This window comes from Pseudomonas sp. GL_103, assembly GCF_057835175.1.
In genome coordinates, this window is the sequence record NZ_CM174420.1 from 4,149,028 (window position 1) to 4,166,850 (window position 17,823).

Consider the following 17,823-nt stretch of genomic DNA (forward strand, 5'->3'; position numbering starts at 1 on the left):
ACTACGCAAATCATTTGTGGGAGCGGGCTTGCTCGCGAAGGCGTTGGGTCAGTCAACACAAGCATTGAATGAACAATTGCATTCGCGAGCAAGCCCGCTCCCACAGTAGATCACCACTCACCCATTGCTTCAGGTGAACCTTATGTCCCTCCCCACCCACGTACGCCTTGTCGAAGTCGGCCCACGCGACGGCCTGCAAAATGAAGCCCGGCCCATCAGTGTTACCGACAAGGTACAACTGGTCGATGCGCTGACCGCAGCCGGGCTCGGCTATATAGAAGTCGGCAGTTTCGTTTCGCCCAAGTGGGTGCCGCAGATGGCCGGCTCCGCCGAGGTCTTCGCGCAGATCCAGCGCAAACCGGGCGTGGTCTACGGCGCGCTCGCCCCCAACCTGCGCGGTTTCGAAGATGCCCTCGCCGCCGGGGTCAAGGAGGTGGCTGTATTCGCCGCGGCGTCCGAGGCGTTTTCCCAACGCAATATCAATTGCTCGATCAGCGAAAGCCTGGAGCGTTTCGGGCCGATCATGGACGCCGCCAGACAACATGGGGTGACGGTGCGCGGGTATGTGTCCTGCGTGCTGGGCTGCCCCTATGAAGGTAACGTCGCCCCCGAGCAGGTCGCCGTGGTCGCCCGCGAGTTGTATGCCATGGGCTGCTATGAGGTTTCGCTGGGGGACACCATCGGCACCGGCACCGCTGGCGCAACCCGCAAGATGTTTGAAGTGGTATCGAAGTATGTGCCCCGGGAGAAACTCGCAGGGCACTTCCACGACACCTACGGTCAGGCTGTGGCCAACATCTACGCCAGTCTGCTGGAAGGCATCTCGGTGTTCGACAGCTCCATCGCCGGTCTGGGCGGCTGCCCCTACGCCAAGGGCGCCAGCGGTAACGTCGCCACCGAAGACGTGGTTTACCTGCTCAACGGCCTGGGCATCGACACCGGAATTGACCTCGACGCCTTGATGCTCGCCGGCCAGCAGATTTGCACGGTATTGGGTCGCCCTACCGGTTCCCGCGTAGCCAGGGCCCGCAGCGCACAGTGAGTGCGCGGAGTGTGTCCGGGTGTTACCGCCGTGTCTGAAACGTGGGCCGAAGCGAGTAACACGGAAACAAATTGTAGGGCTTTGCCTGAGGCGCAAAACCCTACAAATTTGCAAACCATTGATTTTAAAGGATTTTAAAAAGTTGGCACGCCTCCTGCTATCTCTATCGCACAACAAGAATAAAAAAATTGCGGCAAACCTAATAAAAACAAGACGTAACGACTCTGACATAACAAAAACAACACGGCAGAGACGCAGCTAACAGATTTTTTTGGAGAAGATGTGCTTTTCAGGGTGCTTTTCGGAGTTACCCGCAACCGGACAGAGAATAATAAAACTACCTTCAGGTAGCTCCCGTACTGGTTGGATCGCTCAGCGAGAAAGTAGATCAGCGCTCAAAAAAATACGTTTGCTCTTGATCCCGGATGGGGATCGCCAAAAACAGCGGTAAAGGGCAACGGTTGCCAAAAACAACAACAGACCGACCCTCAATAATAAAAAAAGAGCACGCGCAACGAAAATTAAAGGGGAGCTTCGGCTCCCCTTTGTGCTGTCTGGCGTTTGAGATCTCCAAGAGAATCACAACCTTGTAGGAGCTGGCGCAGCCTGCGATCTTTTGATCTTGACCTTCGCCAACCCTAAAAGATCGCAGCCTTCGGCAGCTCCTACCGTATCGCTTTGAGCTCCTCGATACTGATCTCGCGCATCCTGAATTTCTGGATCTTGCCAGTCACCGTCATCGGAAACTCCTCGACGAACTTGAAGTAACGTGGCGTCTTGAAATGCGCGATGCGCTCCTTGCACCAGGTTTGCAGCTCTTGCTCGGTGGCGCTGTGGCCGGGGTGAAACTTGATCCAGGCGACGATCTCCTCGCCGTAGCGCGAGCATGGAATACCGATCACCTGCACGTCGGCAACGGCCGGGTGAGTGAAGAAAAACTCTTCCAGCTCCCGTGGGTAGATGTTCTCACCGCCACGGATGATCATGTCCTTGTTGCGCCCGGCAATGCACACATAACCCTCGTCGTTCATGCTCGCCAGGTCACCGGTGTGCATCCACCCGGCCTGATCGATGGCGTCCGCCGTGCCTTCGGGGTTGTTCCAATAGCCGAGCATCACGCTGTAACCACGGGTGCACAGCTCGCCGATGGTGCCGCGCGGTACCAGGTTGCCCGCTTCGTCGATGATCTTGCTTTCCAGTTGCGGCTGGGTGCGGCCGACGGTGGTCACGCGCAACTCCAGGTCGTCTGAAGGACCGGTCTGCAACGACACCGGACTGGTTTCCGTCATGCCGTAGGCAATCTGCACTTCGCTCATGTGCATTTCGCTGATGACCCGGCGCATCACCTCGATAGGACAGGTTGCGCCCGCCATGATCCCGGTGCGCAGGCTCGACAGGTCGAACTGGGCACGCTGAGGTTGATCGAGCATGGCGATGAACATGGTCGGCACGCCGTACAACGCGGTGGCTTTTTCTTCGGCGACGGTGCTGAGGGTCAGCAGCGGATCAAATGCGTCGTTCGGGTAAATCATCGTGCTGCCATGGGTGATGCAGCCGAGGTTGCCCATGACCATGCCGAAGCAGTGATACAGCGGTACCGGGATCACCAGGCGATCGGCCGCCGTCAGGCCCAGGCTTTCGCCGACCATGTAGCCGTTGTTGAGAATGTTGTAGTGACTGAGGGTCGCGCCCTTGGGGAAACCGGTGGTACCGGAGGTGTACTGGATATTCACCGGCTGATCGAAATGCAGGCTGTCCTGACGCTCATGCAGTTGCTCGACTGTCACGCTGCCCGCCAGATCGGCCAGTTGCGACCATGGCAGGAACCCTGACGGTGGCTGCGCATCCAGGCTGATGACGCCACGCAACTCCGGCAACCGCTCACTCTGCAACTTGCCAATGGATTGCTCGGCCAACTCCGGCACCAGGCCTTGCAGCATCGCGTGATAGTCCGAGGACTTGAAGGCCCCGGCACACACCAGCCATTGGCAGCCGGACTGCTTCAACACGTATTCGAGTTCGGAACTGCGATACGCGGGGTTGATGTTGACCAGGATCACGCCGATTTTCGCGGTGGCGATCTGCGTGATGCACCACTGCGCACAGTTCGGCGCCCAGATGCCGAGGCGGTCCCCGGCTTGCAGCCCCAGCGCCAGCAGAGCTCTGGCGTGCAGGTCCGCGGCCTCGGCCAATTGCCGCCAGGTGTAACGCAGCTGCTGATGGCGCACCACCAGCGCCTCCCCGTCCGGGTACTGCGCAACCGTGTTGTCGAACGCCTGGCCAATGGTCATCGCCAGCAAGGCTTTGTCCTGGGAACCACGGGTGTAACTGCGTTGCGGGCTTGCACTGGGTTGATCCATGACGACCCCTATTGTCTTTATTTATGGGCTACCGGCGGTCCCACAGGCGTGGTCCGCGTTCTATCTTGAACTGGCTCTACTCTCGCTCAAGTTTACGTTAACGTAAAGGGTGATTGACAGCCATTCGTCACAGGCTTACGTTAACGTAAAGGTGAGAACCCATTGACAGTCTCACCAACCGACAAAAAAGCCAAAAGGTGACCCATGAGCTATCCATCCCTGAACTTTGCCCTCGGTGAAACCATCGACATGCTGCGCGATCAGGTCCAGTCCTTCGTCGCCAAGGAGATCGCCCCGCGCGCCGCTCAGATCGACATCGACAACCTGTTCCCCGCCGACCTGTGGCGCAAATTCGGCGACATGGGCCTGCTGGGCATTACCGTGCCGGAAGAGTACGGCGGTGCCGGCCTGGGTTACCTGGCCCACGTGGTGGCGATGGAAGAAATCAGCCGTGGCTCGGCATCGGTGGCGTTGTCCTACGGCGCTCACTCCAACCTCTGCGTCAACCAGATCAACCGCAACGGCAACCACGAGCAGAAAGCCAAATACCTGCCCAAGCTGATCAGCGGCGAGCACATCGGCGCCCTGGCCATGAGCGAGCCGAATGCCGGTTCCGACGTGGTGTCGATGAAACTGCGCGCCGAAAAACGCGGCGACAAGTACGTGCTCAACGGCAGCAAGACCTGGATCACCAACGGTCCGGACGCCAACACCTACGTGATCTACGCCAAGACCGACCTGGAAAAGGGCCCCCACGGCATCACCGCCTTCATCGTCGAGCGCGACTGGAAAGGCTTCAGCCGCAGCAACAAATTCGACAAGCTCGGCATGCGTGGTTCGAACACCTGCGAGCTGTTCTTCGATGACGTCGAAGTGCCGGAAGAAAACATCCTCGGCGTACTCAACGGCGGTGTGAAGGTGCTGATGAGCGGCCTCGACTACGAGCGCGTCGTTCTGTCCGGTGGCCCGACCGGGATCATGCAGGCCTGCATGGACCTGATCGTGCCGTACATCCACGACCGCAAACAGTTCGGCCAAAGCATCGGCGAATTCCAGCTGATCCAGGGCAAAGTCGCCGACATGTACACCCAACTCAACGCCAGCCGCGCCTACCTGTACGCCGTGGCCCAGGCTTGCGAGCGCGGCGAAACCACGCGCAAGGACGCCGCTGGGGTGATCCTCTACAGCGCCGAACGCGCCACGCAAATGGCCCTCGACGCGATCCAGATTCTCGGTGGCAACGGCTACATCAATGAATTCCCGGCCGGTCGTCTGTTGCGTGACGCCAAGCTGTACGAAATCGGCGCGGGCACCAGTGAGATCCGTCGCATGCTGATCGGTCGCGAACTGTTCAACGAAACCCGCTAAACGGAGCTGTCCATGGCTACCCTGCATACCCAGCTCAACCCCCGTTCAGCGGAGTTCGCGACCAACAGCGCGGCGATGCTCAAGCAGGTCGACGCGTTGCACACCCTGCTCGCCCAAGTGGCGCAAGGTGGCGGCCCGAAGGCTCAGGAACGTCACACCTCGCGGGGCAAACTGCTGCCGCGCGAGCGCATCAATCGCTTGCTCGATCCGGGTTCGCCGTTTCTGGAGATCAGCCAACTGGCGGCGTACGAGGTGTATGGCGAAGACGTCCCCGCTGCTGGCGTGATTGCCGGGATCGGCCGTGTGGAAGGCGTCGAGTGCATGATCGTCGCCAATGACGCCACGGTGAAAGGTGGCTCGTATTACCCACTGACGGTGAAAAAACACCTGCGCGCCCAGACCATCGCCCAGCAGAACCGCCTGCCGTGCATCTATCTGGTGGATTCGGGCGGCGCCAACCTGCCGCGCCAGGATGAAGTGTTCCCGGACCGCGAGCACTTCGGGCGGATCTTCTTCAACCAGGCCAACATGAGCGCCATGGGCATTCCGCAGATTGCCGTGGTCATGGGCTCCTGCACCGCTGGCGGCGCCTATGTACCGGCGATGGCCGATGAAGCAATCATGGTCCGCGAACAGGCGACGATCTTCCTCGCCGGCCCGCCGCTGGTGAAAGCCGCGACCGGTGAGGTGGTCAGTGCCGAGGAACTCGGCGGGGCCGATGTGCACTGCAAGGTTTCCGGTGTGGCCGACCATTACGCCGAGAGCGATGAACACGCCCTGGCACTGGCCCGTCGCAGCATCGCCAACCTCAACTGGCGCAAGCAGGGCGAGGTTCAGCAGCGCACACCCATCGCCCCGCTCTACAGCAGCGACGAGTTGTACGGCGTGGTACCGGCCGATGCCAAGCAACCCTTTGACGTGCGTGAAGTGATTGCGCGGCTGGTGGATGGTTCGGTGTTCGACGAGTTCAAGGCGCTGTTCGGAACCACGCTGGTCTGCGGTTTTGCTTACCTGCACGGTTACCCGATCGCGATCCTCGCCAACAACGGCATCCTCTTCGCTGAAGCGGCGCAGAAAGGCGCGCACTTTATCGAACTGGCCTGCCAGCGCGGCATCCCGCTGCTGTTCCTGCAAAACATCACCGGTTTCATGGTCGGCCAGAAGTACGAAGCTGGCGGCATCGCCAAGCACGGCGCAAAACTGGTGACCGCCGTGGCCTGCGCCAAGGTGCCGAAGTTCACCGTGATCATCGGCGGCAGCTTCGGCGCCGGTAACTACGGCATGTGCGGTCGCGCCTACGATCCGCGCTTCTTGTGGATGTGGCCGAATGCGCGCATCGGCGTGATGGGTGCCGAACAGGCGGCCGGCGTGCTGGTGCAGGTCAAACGCGAACAGGCCGAACGCGGTGGCCATGGTTTCAGCGCCGAGCAGGAAGCCGAGATCAAGCAACCGATCCTCGACCAGTACGAAGAACAGGGTCACCCCTACTATTCCAGCGCGCGCCTGTGGGACGACGGTGTCATCGACCCGGCCCAGACCCGCGACGTACTGGCCCTGGCCTTGTCCGCGTCGTTGAACGCGCCAATCGAACCGAGCCGCTTCGGCGTGTTCCGGATGTGATCGGGAGAAGAACATGAGCGACTTCAACACCCTCGAACTGCTGACCGACCCCCGTGGTTTTGCCACGCTGTGGCTCAGCCGTGAAGAAAAGAACAACGCCTTCAACGCCGAAATGATCCGCGAACTGATCCTCGCCCTCGACAAAGTCGCGAGCGATGCCAGCCTGCGGTTTCTGATCGTGCGCGGTCGCGGCAAGCATTTCAGCGCCGGCGCCGACCTTGCCTGGATGCAGCAATCGGCCGAGCTCGATTACGCCACCAACCTCGATGACGCCCGGGAACTGGCGGAGTTGATGTACAACCTGGCCAAACTGAAAGTCCCGACCCTGGCGGTGGTACAAGGCGCAGCCTTTGGCGGCGCGCTGGGCCTGATCAGTTGCTGCGACATGGCCATCGGCGCCGATGACGCACAGTTCTGCCTCTCGGAAGTGCGCATCGGCCTGGCGCCGGCAGTCATCAGCCCGTTCGTGGTGCAAGCCATCGGCGAGCGCGCGACCCGTCGTTATGCCTTGACCGCCGAGCGCTTCGGCGGGCAACGGGCACGGGAAATCGGTTTGTTGTCGGAGAGTTATGCAAGTGCCGAGCTGGAACAGAAAATCGAGCAGTGGATCGACAATCTGCTGCTCAACAGTCCGGCCGCGATGCGCGCCAGCAAGGACCTGTTGCGCGAAGTCGGCGACGGCTCACTGACCCCGGCATTGCGCCGCTACACCGAAAACGCCATCGCCCGCATCCGCGTCAGCCCCGAAGGCCAGGAAGGCCTGCGCGCCTTCCTGCAAAAACGTCCGCCGAGCTGGCAAGCCGAAACCACCAAGGAGCCCCGTTGATGAGCGCACCTGTCCTCACCACCCTGCTGGTGGCCAACCGTGGCGAAATCGCTTGCCGGGTGATGCGTACCGCCAAGGCCCTGGGCCTGACCACCGTGGCCGTGCACAGCGCCACCGACCGTGACGCCCGGCACAGCCGCGAAGCCGACATTCGGGTCGACCTCGGTGGCAGCAAGGCCGCCGACAGCTATCTGCAGATCGACAAACTGATCGCCGCCGCCAAGGCCAGCGGGGCCCAGGCGATTCACCCCGGCTACGGTTTTCTGTCGGAGAATGCCGGGTTCGCCCGTGCCATTGAAAACGCCGGCCTGATTTTCCTCGGCCCGCCCGCCTCGGCCATCGACGCCATGGGCAGCAAGTCCGCCGCCAAAGCCCTGATGGAAACCGCCGGTGTGCCGTTGGTGCCGGGTTATCACGGCGAAGCCCAGGACCTCGAGACCTTCCGCAGTGCCTGCGAGCGCATCGGCTACCCGGTGCTGCTCAAGGCCACCGCCGGTGGTGGCGGCAAAGGCATGAAAGTGGTCGAGGACGTCAGCCAACTGGCCGAAGCCCTGGCCTCGGCCCAGCGTGAGGCGCAATCGTCGTTCGGCGACTCGCGGATGCTGGTGGAGAAATACCTGCTCAAGCCACGTCACGTGGAAATCCAGGTGTTCGCCGACCAACACGGCAACTGCCTGTACCTCAACGAACGCGACTGCTCAATTCAGCGCCGCCACCAGAAAGTCGTCGAAGAAGCCCCGGCGCCTGGCCTGAGCCCGGAGTTACGTCGGGCCATGGGTGAAGCCGCCGTGCGTTCGGCGCAGGCCATTGGTTATGTCGGTGCCGGCACCGTAGAGTTTTTGCTGGATGCGCGCGGCGAGTTCTTCTTCATGGAGATGAACACCCGCCTGCAAGTGGAACACCCGGTCACCGAAGCCATCACCGGTCTCGACTTGGTGGCCTGGCAGATTCGCATGGCACGCGGCGAAGCATTGCCGATGACTCAGGACCAGGTACCGCTGGTGGGCCACGCGATCGAAGTGCGGCTGTATGCCGAAGACCCGGGCAATGATTTCCTGCCGGCGACCGGTCGCCTGGAGCTGTATCGCGAATCCGCCCAGGGGCCGGGACGTCGGGTGGACAGCGGCGTTGAAGAAGGCGACGAGATCTCGCCGTTCTACGACCCGATGCTCGGCAAGTTGATTGCCTGGGGCGAAGATCGTGAACAGGCGCGCTTGCGCCTGCTGAGCATGCTCGACGAATTCGCCATCGGCGGACTGAAGACCAACATCAGTTTCCTGCGGCGCATCATCGGCCACCCGGCATTTGCCGCTGCCGAACTGGATACCGGCTTCATTCCGCGCTATCAGGAACAGTTGCTGCCGGCCCCTGCGGAACTCAGCGATGATTTCTGGCAAGCCGCCGCCCAGGCGTTTGCCCAGAGCCAGCCGCCTGCCACCCGCGCCGATGACCCGAGTTCGCCATGGGCGGCGGGTAACGGGCTGCGTGCTGGCTTGCCGAGAGAAATCACCCTTCACCTGAGCTGTGAAGGCCAGGACCGGGCGCTGACCCTGGGCGACATCAATGCCCAAAGCGCTCTGCTCAAGGGCGAGCATCTGCTGACCGAGCAGGCGGGTGTGCGTCGTCAACACCGCGCAATACGCCGTGGCGAACATGTGTATTTGCAGTGGGATGGCGAGTTGCATCGCATCGAAACTTACGACCCGATCAGCGCTGTCGAGGCCAGCCACAGCCATCAGGGCGGGCTGACCGCACCGATGAACGGCAGCATCGTCCGGGTGCTGGTGGAGGCCGGGCAATCGGTCGAAGCCGGGGCGCAACTGGTGGTACTGGAAGCCATGAAGATGGAGCACAGTATCCGCGCGCCCCACGCCGGGGTGATCAAGGCGTTGTATTGCCAGGAAGGCGAGATGGTCAGCGAAGGCAGTGCGCTGGTCGAACTGGAAGAAGCGTGAAATGAAGATCGGTCCTACGCGTCGCGAGGACCGATCTGATCAGAACCTGGCTGTTGCCTGAACCACTACGCCGATGATTCGACATTCTTCGGCGTACAAGGCTTTCGGATACGTCGGATTGAGCGGGACCAGATAACGCTGCCCGCCCTCTTCGATGAGCTTGCGGAACGTGGCTTCGGCGCTGCCCGGCCACTGGGCAATGACCAGTTTTCCAGGCTCGGCGTCCACCGCCGGGTCCACCAGAATCAGCATGCCTTCCGGGATGCTGATGCCATTGGGTGCGGTCATCGCATCGCCTGCCACTCTCAACCAGAATGCCGGCCCCCGGGCGTGGTAATCGGACAGTTCAAAGTGTCCTTTTCCGTACGCCGGGACCTCGCCGTCGCGCACTACGGCAGGTTCTCGCCAGTCACTGACTGGGTAGCGAAAGTACGGGTTGTACTTCTGTGTCAGGGGAATTTCGTCGTCCGTTGACGCCTGCGGCTCCCGGATCACCAGCGCCACCTCGAGAAACTCAAGGCCCAGCGCCCGCAGCACACGGTTCATGTCGTCGATGCCGGGTTCACGACGTTTATTGAGCCAGTGGCCGATACCGCCCTGGGACATCCCGAGGCGCTCGGCGAGTATCTCTTGAGTGATTTTGAGTTCACTCATTTTGGCCTTGACCAATTCAATCCATTTATCCATGTGCGGCACGATACGTGGGCGACTCCAGCCATCAAAACACAAAATGTAGTATTTAAATTGTCGTCACAAATACAGTTCGTATTAGGATCGATCCACGGATCTGAATCTAACACGGAGCTTGCCATCGCCATGAACCAACCCACCAATGACCGCCCGGACATGCAAATCGACAATACCTTCACCTCGCCCCTGGACTCTGCGGCGGCACAACGCGCGCTGGACTATTACTTGAAACCAGCTATTTCGGAGGAAGTGACCGAGCCGCGCTTTTTTGATGTGAATCGCAATATCAGCGGCGAAGAGGCGCTGGTCCATGCCCTGGACCTGTTGCGCTGTGCTGCCGCCACCGCGTACGAGTCCGCCAGTCACCTGCAAGGCGCAAGCCGCGACCTGGCGTTTTCGACGGTGCACATGATCGACATGGCCAAGGCGATGGTCGATCGATCGCTGGAGAAGTATGAAAACGGTTGAGGCGAGAAGGCGAATCGAGAGGACAGGAAAGAATTTTCCTGTCGCGCAGGTGAAAACGCTTGACCTGTAAACGAGAATGATTATTATTTCATCAACTGATCGCGAGATCAGTCGATGGACCAGGTGACCTTAGGTCGGTCTCCTGGACTATCTCCTCATCAGGCTAATCACGGTTTTTGACCCGGCTTTTTGCCGGGTCTTTTTTTTGCCAGTTTTTCCTGGCTTTGGCTTCAGGCTAATGAAGTCTTTGGGTACCGCAAATTCGATGGCGCGGATGATATCAAAAGAATTCCAGTTGGCAAGAGAAGCCCGGCATCATTGGTTCAAACCAGCGACAGATAGCACTTGAGAATCAGTCGCACAGTCTCTAAGCTGCGGCGGCGTCAAGGAGGACGCCCCCACCCTCACACCCCGCAATTCCCCTCGGTTTCACCCCACTCTTGCGTGTAAAGTAGCCACCATAAAAATCATATTCAGGACCCGATTATGGCCGTGGCTAAATCCTCTTTCGACATCAGTGCCAACTTCGACAGCGGCAACATCCAGGTGATCGACGTCAGCGATCCACTCAGGCCCCTGCTGGCGATCCGCCCCGATACCAAAAGCAACCATTTCCAATGGTTCCACTTCAAGGCCAGCGGCCTGCATGTCGGCCAGGAGCACTGGTTTCGCCTGAACAATGCCAGCCAATCCTCCTATAACAAGGCCTGGACCGGCTATCAGGCGGTGGCGTCCTACGATCACGTCAACTGGTTCCGCATACCCACCATCTTCGAAGGCGACTGCCTGCGCTTCAGCCTCGAAGCCGAGCAGACCCATGCCTGGTTCGCCTACTTCGAACCCTACAGCCGTGGTCGCCACGACTGGCTGATCGAGCAGGCGCTGACCAAGGCCGGTACCGAACTGCTGGCCACCGGCAAGAGTGTCGAAGGTCGCGACATCCAGTTACTGCGCAAAGGCACCGGCGCCGAAGGCCAGCGCAAAGTGTGGATCATCGCCCAGCAACATCCGGGCGAACACATGGCCGAGTGGTTCATGGAAGGCGTGATCGAACGCCTGGAAAAGCACGACGACCCGGTGCTGAACAAGCTGCTGGCCAGCGCCGACCTGTACCTGGTGCCAAACATGAACCCGGATGGTGCTTTCCACGGTCACCTGCGCACCAACGCCATGGGCCAGGACCTGAACCGCGCCTGGCAGAACGCCAGCCAGGAAATCAGCCCGGAAGTCTTTTTCGTACAGCAGCAGATGGAAAAGTATGGCGTCGATATGTTCCTCGACGTGCACGGTGACGAGGAAATCCCTCACGTGTTCACCGCCGCTTGCGAAGGCAATCCGGGTTACACGTCGCGGATCGAAAAGCTCGAAGAACATTTCCGCAGCCATTTGAAGCACACCACCAAAGACTTCCAGACCAGGCACGGCTACATCCGCGACGAACCGGGCCAGGCCAACATGACACTGGCCTGCAACAGTGTGGGGCAGAAGTACGACTGCCTGTCATTGACCCTGGAAATGCCGTTCAAGGACCACGACGATCATCCGAATCCGTTGACGGGTTGGTCGGGCAAGCGGTCGAAGCAGTTGGGCAAGGATGTACTCACCACCATTGCGGATATGGTCGATACCCTGCGCTGATCACCCTTCAAGATCAAAAGATCGCCGCCTGCCGCAGGCTGCGATCTTTTTCTCCATTGTAACTAGCCGCGATCCTTGCCCCGCAACATGCTGTCCAGCACATCATCCCGACGCACCCAGCCGTGAAACAACGCGGCCGCCAAATGCAGCAACACCGTCAGAAACAGCAGGTACGCCAGATACCCATGGGCCTTGCGCAGAAACGCAAACACTTGCGCATTGGCCGGCACAATCGATGGCAACTGCAGCGAGCTGCTGAGCATCACCGGTTCGCCGGAGGCCGAAATCATCGCCCAGCCCAGCAGCGGCAAGACCAGCATCAAGGCGTACAGCAACACATGCGAGGCCTTGGCCGCCAGCGCTTGCCAACCTGGCAGATCCGCCGGCAGCGGTGGTTGCGTGGTGGAGAAACGCACCACCAGCCGCACGATCACCAGCAGCAAGATCGCGACGCCCAAGGGTTTGTGCAGATGAATCAGCCATTCATGCCGCTCGGACACCGAGGCGACCATACCGGCGCCGATAAACAGCATGGCGATGATCATCAGCGCCATCAGCCAGTGCAGCAGGCGCGCCAAGGGTGCGAAGTGGTTCGGTTGAGTGCTCATTGCTGGGCCTCCTGTTTGGCGGCGGGCAACTGACTGACTTCGCTGGTGCGACGCAGGTAGGAATTGGCGTAACCGGCTGAGCGAGCGGCGAGCAATGGGTCGTCGGACCCTTCGATGCCGACGGGTAAAACCAGCGGGTCGTAGTTGATGTCACGGCATTCGCCATTGAGCTGCGGCTGGGTTTTTTCCAGCACCAGCGTGCCCGCGTTCAGCACCTTGCGCCCTTCAGGCCAGGCTTTGCTGGCGTCGTTCACCGGATCGCCAGGATTGGCCAGGATGATGTTCAACTGCCAACGCAACGGTCCTGCGGCTATGCGCTGAACCAGGTCTTTCTCCAGAAAGTCGCTCCCCTGCGGCGCCGTAGCCCCCGGCGCATCTTGAGCCACCGGCACCATGCTCCAGCGCACGGCCTGGCGCTGGCCGGTGGCGCTCACCAGATAAAACGCGTTGACGCTGTTATAGGTCTCGGTGACGTAACTGGCTGACGGCTTGGCGGTCTTGATCCAGGCCAGGAACGGTGCGGCTTCCGGATGCGCACCGAAAAACGCCGGAACCGCGGTGGGGTTCGGCTTGCCGGTGGCCGGGTCTGGCGACTGCGCCTGCTGCAATTGATAGAACGCCTCGGGCGTGCCCACCGGGAACACCGGCATGCTGTTCATTCCTGTGCGCCACTGCTGGCCGTTGGCCTGGGTGAAGCGCAAGGCCATGCTGCGGATCGGCACGGCACTGTCCGGCGCATAGGGGTTACCGGCCGGCAAGGCGAAACGCCCGACCACCGGCGTCCGCGCTTCGTTGAACACCTGAGCGGTGGAATAGCTGCGTGCCTCACCGCTGCTCTCGAAATGCCCGATCACGCACACGCCTTTGGAATGGTTGCGACGGAAACCCGGATGCACGCCGTTGTTGGTTTCCAGCACGTTGATCAGTTTCTTCGGGGTCAGGCGTTGTGGGTCGAAGGTGCCGTTGACGTAGGCAAACGCCCCTGCCACGACGGCAACGACCACGGCAATGCCGGCCAGACGCAACGTCAGGCTCGCCGCACTCAAGGGAGGCCGGGTTGGCGGTGATGATCGATCTACCATGAAAGACTCCAGGGCCATCGGCCACAAATGAGAAGAATCAAGCAGACGAGCCGCACACAGGTTTATTCCCACATGCGGTTTTTATTTTTTCTGACGTGGAATAACCTCGAATGCCGGGCGTCTTCCTGGTCCACAGTCCAGCGTAGTGACTCGCCAGAACTTCATGAACGATATCGACGAACAACTCAGGGAAATCATTCCCGGAATGCGGCGGTTTGCCGTGTCGTTGACGCGCAATACCAGCAGCGCTGACGACCTGGTGCAGGCGAGCCTGGAGCGGGCGCTGTCGAGTTGGGCCGGCAAACGCGCCGAGGGCGACTTGCGCGCCTGGCTGTTCTCGATTCTCTATCGGCAGTTTCTCGACGCGCACCGCCGCTCCCGGCGCTATGCGCGCATGCTCGAATTCTTCACCGGGCGTGACGATGCCCAGCCCTCGGTGGAGCGCACCGTGATTGCACAATCGACCCTCAACGCCTTCGACCGACTGCCCACCGAGCAACGCGCGCTGCTGCTCTGGGTGTCGGTGGAAGGCTTGAGCTACAAAGAGGTCGCCGAGATTCTCGACGTTCCCACCGGCACCGTGATGTCCCGCCTGTCCCGGGCTCGCCAGGCCCTGCGCCAACTCAGCGAAGGCGAAATCAATCGCCCTTCCCTGCGGAGACTCAAATGATCAGCATGCCCCCCAGTGAGCGAGACTTGCACGCCTACGTCGACCACCAACTGAGCGACGCCGACCGACGCCTGGTGGAGACTTTTCTGGCCACTAACCCGCAGGTGGCCGCGCAAGTGCGTGCCTGGCAGCAGGATGCCCAGACACTGCGCGCAGCCCTGGGTGGTGCCTTGCAACAACCCTCGAACCCGGACCTGGATCCGGCCGTGATTCGCCAGCACCTCAAAAGCCAATCCCGTCGACACCTGGCCAGTGCGGCAGTGTTACTCATCGCCGTCAGCGTCGGCGGATTCAGCGGTTGGCAAGCGCGGGAGATGACACTCGCGAATCCCCAGCTGCCAATGACCGATGCCCTGCAGGCGTATCGCCTGATCGCCCAGCAAGGCATGCTGCCGGCCGATTACAAAGTCGCTGACGACGGCGATATGCAAGGCTGGCTCGACCGTTACTTCACCCGGGCCAATCGCCTGCCCGACCTTTCCGATGCCGGATTCAAACCGGTCAGCGGGCGTTTGCTGAGTACCGAGCAAGGCCCGGCGGCGATGGTGGTCTACGAGGATCAGGGCGGGCAGAAAATCAGCTTCTATGTGCGCCCGCCAGGGCCGAAAAACTTCCTGCTGCCCAGGGGCAGTCGCAGTGATGGCGAGTTGCAGGCCGAGTACTGGTCGGGAAGTGGCTACAACTATGCGATGGTCAGCCCGGCGGATACAGCGGCGGCGCGGATGCTCAAACAGACCACTCAGTTCTGATCCCACAGGGTTTGCGGTGTTCCTTTAGAACCCCGTGACGGTGGCCCGGATATGCCGACACTGCTGGAAGCGGGTTCCCTGCTCTGGTTACACTATGGCGCCGCAACACAAAGAGCCTGCCCGCACACCAGAGGTGATATTCCAGTGGCCGTTCGACCGCCCAACCGTTCGCCAATCAAATCGCGCTGGCAAACGTTGCGTCGCCTTCTTGGCAAGGTACCGGCTGCCGGCAGCGCCGTGGCAGGCCAAGTCATCCACGACTACTTTCGCCACCAGGCCCATGCCCAGGGCTACACCCTCAGTCACAGCCAACAGCGGGTGATCGACTGCATGGCCCGACATGCCTGCATGCTGATGGGCACAGCGGCCAAACCCCTTCCCGGCCTTTACCTGCATGGTGCCGTGGGGCGCGGCAAAAGCTGGCTGCTCGACGGGTTTTTCCGGGCCATACCCCTCGCGCAGAAACAACGCCTGCACTTCCATCAGTTTTTCGCCCAACTGCACCAGGGCATGTTCAAGCACCGCGAACAGGCCGACGCCCTGGCGATCACCCTCGATGAACTGCTCAGCGATTGCCGGGTGCTGTGTTTCGACGAGTTCCATGTGCACGACATCGGCGATGCGATGCTCATCACCCGGTTGTTCAAGGCACTGTTCCAGCGCGGCATCCTGTTGCTGGTCACCTCCAATTACCCGCCCGAAGGCCTGCTGCCCAATCCGCTGTACCACGCACGCTTCAAACCGGTGATCGACCTGATCCATGCGCGCATGCAGGTGATGGAAGTCGGCGGGCCTCATGACTACCGCAGTCAGGCCCGACCCCATGCGCATCAGTTGTTCACTCAAGGTCACTACATCTGGCCGGCGAGCGTGGCGCAACGACAATCGCTGAACCTGCCCAGGCGCAATGCCACGCCTGTTTCGTTGCCGGTGGGCACCCGGCATTTGCGAGCGCATTTGTGCGAAGGGCGCGGCATCGGTTTCACCTTCACCGAGTTGTGCGATCAGCCCACGGCGGTGATGGATTATCTGGAGCTGTGCCGCCAGTTCGACCGCTGGATCATCGATGAACTGCCACTGCTGGGCGATTGCACGATTGCCGCCCAGCAGCGTTTTATCAATCTCATCGACGTGCTGTACGACCAGGACAAGCACCTGACGTTGCTCGGGCAGCACTCATTGCACGAAAGCCTGGGTGGCGATGCCATTGATCTGGCGCGCACGCGCAGCCGATTGGGGCAACTGGTCGAAGTCAGCGAACCGGTCTGATCGATAGCTTTTTGCTGTATTGAAGGGCCTCTTCGCGAGCCTGCTCGCGAAGGCGGCCTGACAGTCGCCACATCTTTCCCGCTATCATGTCGCCCATTTCCAGGGCCCCCGCGCCCTCCCCTTGGTTAATGGCGAATCTGTTCATGCACACCCTTGCTCAATTGCGCGCCGGCGAGTTGTCGGGCATCACGCGGCTGGATCTGGCCGAAGGCCTGACCGAGTTTCCCCGGGAGATCTTCGATCTGGCGGATTCGCTGGAAGTGCTCAACCTCAGCGGCAATGCTCTGAGCGCGCTACCAGAGGATTTGCATCGCCTGACCCGTTTGCGCGTGCTGTTCTGCTCCGACAACCGTTTCACCGAGTTGCCGGCCTGTGTTGGCCAATGCACCGCACTGACGATGATCGGCTTCAAGGCCAACCGTATTGCCCACGTGCCCGCAGCGGCACTCCCACCGCTGCTGCGCTGGCTGATCCTGACCGATAATTGCATCGAGACGCTGCCGAGCGAGTTGGGAGAGCGGCCATACCTGCAAAAACTCATGCTTGCCGGTAACCGCCTGCAGGCGTTGCCGGAGTCGATGGGCAATTGTCATCGGCTGGAGCTGATCCGCATCGCCGCCAACCAGCTCACCGACTTGCCACAATGGCTACTGACGCTGCCGAGCCTGACCTGGCTGGCCTACGCCGGTAATCCGCTGGAAACCGAAGCCGATGCCGCCGCCCTCGACGCCACACCGCGCATTGACTGGTCGGCATTGCACCTGGAGAAAAAACTCGGCGAAGGGGCGTCCGGGGTGATTCATCAGGCCGTCTGGCAACCGGCCGACCAACCGGCCGCGCCAGTTGCGGTGAAGCTCTACAAAGGCGAAATGACCAGCGATGGCTCACCGCTGCACGAGATGAACGCCTGCATCACCGCCGGGCTGCACCCGAACCTGATTCGCGTCGAAGGGCTGATTGTCGATCACCCACAGCAAACCGCCGGACTGGTCATGCAGTTGATCCCGCCGAGTTTTCGCAACCTCGCCAGCCTGCCGAGCCTGGCGTCATGCAGCCGCGACATCTACCCAGACGATTTGCGTTTCAGTGCCGTGGTGGCGCTACGCATTGCCTCGGGCATTGCCTCGGTGGCAGAGCACTTGCACGGCCATGGCATCACCCACGGCGATCTCTACGGACACAATATTCTGTGGAATGAACAGGGTGACTGCTTGCTGGGGGATTTTGGCGCGGCGTCGTTCCACGGGATTTCCGACAGCCTGGAAAGCCGTGCCTTGCAACGGATTGAGGTGCGGGCGTTCGGGGTGTTGTTGGGGGAATTGCTGGAGCGAGTTGATTCGGGTTTGAGCGCTGAACAGCGTGGGGTGCTGGAGGATCTGGAGCGGCGTTGCTGTCAGCCGCAGGTGCTGGCGCGGCCGGGGTTTGGCGAAGTCGTGCGGCAATTGGAGAGTCTGTGACCGCTGCGCGGTCAATCGCGA

Annotated in this window: 15 protein-coding genes; 11 read left to right on the top strand and 4 right to left on the bottom strand. The window is 60.9% G+C overall.

Annotated features, from left to right (window positions below):
• Nucleotides 1-142 precede the first annotated feature (142 nt).
• Complete coding sequence (locus AC3IP0_RS18665) at nt 143-1,042, top strand: hydroxymethylglutaryl-CoA lyase (RefSeq protein WP_489325590.1); 900 nt, start codon at nt 143-145, stop codon at nt 1,040-1,042.
• Nucleotides 1,043-1,707: 665 nt separating this feature from the next.
• On the opposite strand, the gene AC3IP0_RS18670 is transcribed toward AC3IP0_RS18665, so the two are convergent.
• Nucleotides 1,708-3,402, bottom strand: coding sequence for an AMP-binding protein (locus tag AC3IP0_RS18670; RefSeq protein ID WP_489325592.1), 1,695 nt, complete (start codon nt 3,400-3,402; stop codon nt 1,708-1,710).
• A 204-nt stretch (nt 3,403-3,606) separates the two neighbouring features.
• Between AC3IP0_RS18670 and AC3IP0_RS18675 the strand changes: the two genes are divergently transcribed.
• The 4 genes from AC3IP0_RS18675 to AC3IP0_RS18690 are packed head-to-tail and all read left to right on the top strand — an operon-like array spanning nt 3,607 to nt 9,171.
• Nucleotides 3,607-4,770: an isovaleryl-CoA dehydrogenase gene (locus AC3IP0_RS18675; protein WP_489316516.1), complete on the top strand. Its 1,164-nt coding sequence runs from the start codon at nt 3,607-3,609 to the stop codon at nt 4,768-4,770.
• 12 nt (nt 4,771-4,782) lie between these two features.
• A complete protein-coding gene (locus AC3IP0_RS18680; protein ID WP_489316517.1) occupies nt 4,783-6,390 on the top strand; it encodes a carboxyl transferase domain-containing protein in 1,608 nt (535 codons plus the stop codon).
• A gap of 13 nt (nt 6,391-6,403) precedes the next feature.
• Nucleotides 6,404-7,216 (top strand): gamma-carboxygeranoyl-CoA hydratase, encoded by an 813-nt coding sequence (locus AC3IP0_RS18685; protein ID WP_489325594.1) that lies wholly within the window; start codon nt 6,404-6,406, stop codon nt 7,214-7,216.
• Complete coding sequence (locus AC3IP0_RS18690; RefSeq protein ID WP_489325596.1) at nt 7,216-9,171, top strand: acetyl/propionyl/methylcrotonyl-CoA carboxylase subunit alpha; 1,956 nt, start codon at nt 7,216-7,218, stop codon at nt 9,169-9,171. Before AC3IP0_RS18685 ends, AC3IP0_RS18690 begins: the two co-directional genes overlap by 1 nt.
• 39 nt (nt 9,172-9,210) lie before the next feature.
• On the opposite strand, the gene AC3IP0_RS18695 is transcribed toward AC3IP0_RS18690, so the two are convergent.
• On the bottom strand, nt 9,211-9,858 hold the full coding sequence (locus tag AC3IP0_RS18695; RefSeq protein WP_489325597.1) for a LexA family protein: 648 nt from the start codon (nt 9,856-9,858) through the stop codon (nt 9,211-9,213).
• A 129-nt stretch (nt 9,859-9,987) separates the two neighbouring features.
• Between AC3IP0_RS18695 and AC3IP0_RS18700 the strand changes: the two genes are divergently transcribed.
• Together AC3IP0_RS18700 and AC3IP0_RS18705 are read left to right on the top strand one after the other, a co-directional pair.
• Nucleotides 9,988-10,329 (top strand): DUF6124 family protein, encoded by a 342-nt coding sequence (locus AC3IP0_RS18700; RefSeq protein ID WP_056724057.1) that lies wholly within the window; start codon nt 9,988-9,990, stop codon nt 10,327-10,329.
• A gap of 486 nt (nt 10,330-10,815) precedes the next feature.
• Nucleotides 10,816-11,967 carry a M14 family metallopeptidase gene (locus AC3IP0_RS18705; RefSeq protein WP_489316522.1) on the top strand — a complete coding sequence of 384 codons (1,152 nt, stop codon included), beginning with the start codon at nt 10,816-10,818 and terminating at the stop codon, nt 11,965-11,967.
• Nucleotides 11,968-12,029: 62 nt separating this feature from the next.
• Here the strand turns inward: AC3IP0_RS18705 and AC3IP0_RS18710 are convergent, their stop codons facing one another.
• Both AC3IP0_RS18710 and AC3IP0_RS18715 read right to left on the bottom strand, forming a co-directional pair.
• Complete coding sequence (locus AC3IP0_RS18710; RefSeq protein ID WP_095943348.1) at nt 12,030-12,575, bottom strand: cytochrome b; 546 nt, start codon at nt 12,573-12,575, stop codon at nt 12,030-12,032.
• Complete coding sequence (locus AC3IP0_RS18715; protein WP_489325598.1) at nt 12,572-13,657, bottom strand: catalase family peroxidase; 1,086 nt, start codon at nt 13,655-13,657, stop codon at nt 12,572-12,574. Before AC3IP0_RS18715 ends, AC3IP0_RS18710 begins: the two co-directional genes overlap by 4 nt.
• A gap of 163 nt (nt 13,658-13,820) precedes the next feature.
• Here AC3IP0_RS18715 and AC3IP0_RS18720 point away from each other — a divergent pair, with 163 nt between their 5' ends.
• The 4 genes from AC3IP0_RS18720 to AC3IP0_RS18735 all read left to right on the top strand — a co-directional run bounded on the left by AC3IP0_RS18720 (nt 13,821) and on the right by AC3IP0_RS18735 (nt 17,802).
• Complete coding sequence (locus AC3IP0_RS18720) at nt 13,821-14,327, top strand: sigma-70 family RNA polymerase sigma factor (RefSeq protein WP_046037786.1); 507 nt, start codon at nt 13,821-13,823, stop codon at nt 14,325-14,327.
• Entirely contained in the window at nt 14,324-15,076 is a 753-nt protein-coding gene (locus AC3IP0_RS18725; RefSeq protein WP_489325600.1) for an anti-sigma factor family protein, read from the top strand. The genes AC3IP0_RS18720 and AC3IP0_RS18725 overlap by 4 nt, the downstream gene beginning before the upstream one ends.
• A 144-nt stretch (nt 15,077-15,220) precedes the next feature.
• Entirely contained in the window at nt 15,221-16,345 is a 1,125-nt protein-coding gene (gene zapE, locus AC3IP0_RS18730) for a cell division protein ZapE (RefSeq protein ID WP_489325601.1), read from the top strand.
• A gap of 143 nt (nt 16,346-16,488) precedes the next feature.
• Nucleotides 16,489-17,802, top strand: coding sequence for a leucine-rich repeat-containing protein kinase family protein (locus tag AC3IP0_RS18735; protein ID WP_489316527.1), 1,314 nt, complete (start codon nt 16,489-16,491; stop codon nt 17,800-17,802).
• Nucleotides 17,803-17,823: the final 21 nt, after the last annotated feature.